Origin of the sequence: Massilia sp. DJPM01, from assembly GCF_030348125.1 — a bacterium.
Taxonomy (GTDB): Bacteria; Pseudomonadota; Gammaproteobacteria; order Burkholderiales; family Burkholderiaceae_D; genus Telluria_A; species Telluria_A frigida.
This window is the reverse complement of record NZ_JAQOZV010000134.1, coordinates 1-3,241: the sequence shown is the minus strand read 5'-3', so window position 1 is coordinate 3,241 and position 3,241 is coordinate 1. Positions and strand designations below refer to the sequence as shown.

Genomic DNA, 3,241 nt, shown 5'->3' with positions numbered 1-3,241 from the left:
GTTTTGCAAGAGCCTCTCATGTTAATCATTAGCAAGTTAAGTAATGTTGCTAGCCATGTAGCCACACTCCTAGTTTTTTTTGGACTTGGAGGTGCGGCCCGCCCAGTTCTGGGAGCCGTTCCGCTGGAATATTCTTACCAGTTGAGTAGCGAAAAGATTGTTGCACTTAGAAAAGACCTTGAGCGGATCAAGCTGGGTGACTCGCTCTCAAATGTTAAAAGCGCTCTAGGTCGGCCCAGCTCGGAAAACTCTGTGTACAGGCCGAAACTGTTTGGTCCAAACGAATTCGCGTTTGTTATTGTTATTTACGACATCCGACGCATAAGTAAGACATTGAACAATGTGCACGACGAGCAGATCCAGCTATTTTTTGGTAAGGATGGAAACCTAATTAAGGTCATCTCCCCTTTTTGTAAATCAGATAGTTTCACGCGTACGGGGTCGCGTCACTGCCAGGAGTGATCAGGGTCAGCGCTGAATTTGCGACACGGGCTGGTCCATAGCTTACTGCGCGGCCGCGCTAACCTGCGCCTTGCAGCATTGCTATTTGTCGGCCAGCGCCGCGGACGGGGCAGTGCCATAGCGTTATACACAACTCCCCACCCGTCGGCAAAAACTGTTTACTTTCAATGACTTACCAGCAGGGCTTGTAAATTTCGGGCAAATCGCGTTTACTCTCGTCTTTTGGGCGGACGCGTGATGAAAGTAGCACAGCAGTGGACAGAGCAGGAATTTGCGGCACTCGACCTTGGCGACGTCCGTCTTGACAAGAGAGCGAAAAAAATTGATGGAACGACTTGCAGCCAAACCGACGGCCAGCATTCCGGAAGCGTGCGACACCTGGAGCGAGACTTGTGCTGCGTACCGCTTTCTGCGCAACTCGGACGTTACTTGGGAGAGCATCCTGGCACCACACTGGGCGCGCACTCAGGAACGCATGCGTGAACAGAAAGTGGTGCTGTGCATCCAGGACACGACGGAACTGGACTTTAACGGTCAGGAAATTGCTGGGCTGGGCCCGCTCAATTATGAGGCGCGGCGCGGTATGTACCTGCACCCGACCTTGGCGGTAACGACGGAACGCGAACCGCTCGGCGTGCTCGATGCCTGGATGTGGGCACGCGAGAAGCGCGGCGACGACGGCGTGCGGCCAGGCCAGAAGGAGAGTCTACGCTGGGTGGAAGGCTATGAGCGGGTGGCGGAGATGGCCGCCGAGATGCCCGGTACAAGGCTGGTCTATCTGGCCGACCGGGAAGCGGACATGGTCGACATGATGCGCCGCGCACACGAACTGCATACGCCAGCCGATTGGCTGGTGCGCGCCAAACATGACCGATGTCTGCCTGCCGGTGACGGCGCTAAGCTGTGGGATACGACCACGGCAGGGGTACCGATCGGCGAGATCGAATTCATGCTGGGAGCCCGTGAGAACCGCAAGGCGCGCAGCGTACGACAACAATTGTGGGCACGCGAAGTCGAGATCAGCGACGGCAAACACGCTCGTCTGACCGTCACGTGCCTGATTGCGCGCGAGGTGGGCGCACCGGCCGGCACCAAGCCAGTCGAGTGGCGTTTGCTGACGAACCGTGCAGTCGAGACGCGCGAGCAGGCGGTCGAATTGATCGATTGGTACCGGGCACGTTGGGAGATCGAGAGTTTGCCTTAGGCACACAGAAAGGAAGTTCGGCATGAACTGACGGACTGTGTCAAAGCTATGTGAAAGATGAGGGTAGGCCCCTCGAAGTCGGCTTTCAGGAGCGGGCTTCAAACCACCCCAAGCTGCTGCGGCCAAGAGCCGTGGTGGTGAGCGTTGGAGGCAAAGCGCCGAGGCCGTACCTCGGGCAGGTAAGGATCAGAGAGACGAACGAAAGTGAACCTTCCGATGACGCGTCGTTATCCTATTTGTCGTCAAAACCAGGGGCGTTTCTATCTCTTGGGACCAGCTTGCCGGACGCCTGATTATTGGGCAGGCGGCGACCGGCGTAAAGGGGGGCGTGAAGCTGATCCAGGCTTTCGCATGGAACTACGGGAACCAGTCGTTCCGATGCCAAGGGAGAAGCACAAGTGGCATAAACCACGAGGCGAGAGTACCGATGCGGAGCACTGGGACGGACCGACCTGTACGAGCGATGAAGGCTGGTAATGCGGCCGGAGCAAAGGGGGCGGGTCAAGCGGTTGCATTCGTCGTTCAACTGGCAACAGGAGGAAACGGATGAGTGCAATAAAGCAGTTCGCCATTGATAAATGGTTGGTGTACGAAGCGTATCAAGTGGTCAAGGCCAACGCGGGCTCGGCCGGTGTGGACAAGCAGTCGATTGAGGACTTCGAGAAAGATCTGAAGAGAAATCTCTATCGGATCTGGAACCGGATGTCTTCGGGAAGCTACTTTCCACCGCCGGTCAAAGCGGTCGCCATTCCTAAAAAGACTGGTGGGGAAAGAATTTTAGGGGTGCCCACCGTAGCGGATCGGGTAGCTCAGATGGTGGCAAAACGGGTCATAGAACCCAGTATCGAAGCGAAGTTCCTGCCGGACTCCTATGGCTACCGGTCCGGAAAATCGGCGCTGGATGCTGTCGGCGTCACACGGGAGCGATGCTGGAAACACGACTGGGTTCTTGAGTTTGACATCAAAGGCCTGTTTGACAACATCGATCACTCGCTGCTACTGAAGGCCCTCGAAAAGGATGTGGAGTGCGAATGGGCCATGCTGTATATTAAACGCTGGCTGACGGCACCGCTGCAAATGGCGGATGGAACTTTGGTGGAGCGAAACCGAGGCACACCGCAAGGCGGCGTGATCAGTCCAGTGTTATATAAGTAGGGAAATATGAACAGCACGAAAAGGGAAAAAGATAAAGCTAGCGTCTTTCAACGCTTGGTTTGTGGGGTCATTGGAATAGCTGGAGGAGTGATATGGATATGTTTTATAATTTCCATTTTCAATGAATCTCGGACGGTTTCGTTAGATACGGCCCTAGCGATCCTTCTTACGTTGCCGCTTGGATTTTTCTTATTTATATATATTGCGGTAGTGGGACGGTTTCCACCTTAACAGGGCGTTGAAAAAGGACTGCAATCCTTCGGATTCCGTCGCTCAAAACGCGAAATATTCGGACGGGAGCCCGCATTTTGCCTAAAAACTGGTTTCTAGCTGGTTTTTAGGGCCCTATGACGTTTCCGGTGAAACTTGACATCGGCTATGCTGTGAGGTTCTACCGTCCCGGAGTGCGGTCAAGGGGGG

General features: G+C 54.9%; 2 protein-coding genes and 1 pseudogene. All 3 read left to right on the top strand.

The features are described from left to right. The coding region (locus tag PO883_RS34050) for a hypothetical protein (protein ID WP_289313738.1) at positions 1-462 on the top strand (462 nt) is incomplete at its 5' end. 237 nt (positions 463-699) lie between these two features. Beyond that, a pseudogene (locus PO883_RS34045) lies at positions 700-1,657 on the top strand (IS4 family transposase); the annotation flags it as partial. Positions 1,658-2,212: 555 nt separating this feature from the next. Next, a complete protein-coding gene (locus PO883_RS34040; protein WP_289313737.1) occupies positions 2,213-2,821 on the top strand; it encodes a reverse transcriptase domain-containing protein in 609 nt (202 codons plus the stop codon). Positions 2,822-3,241: the final 420 nt, after the last annotated feature.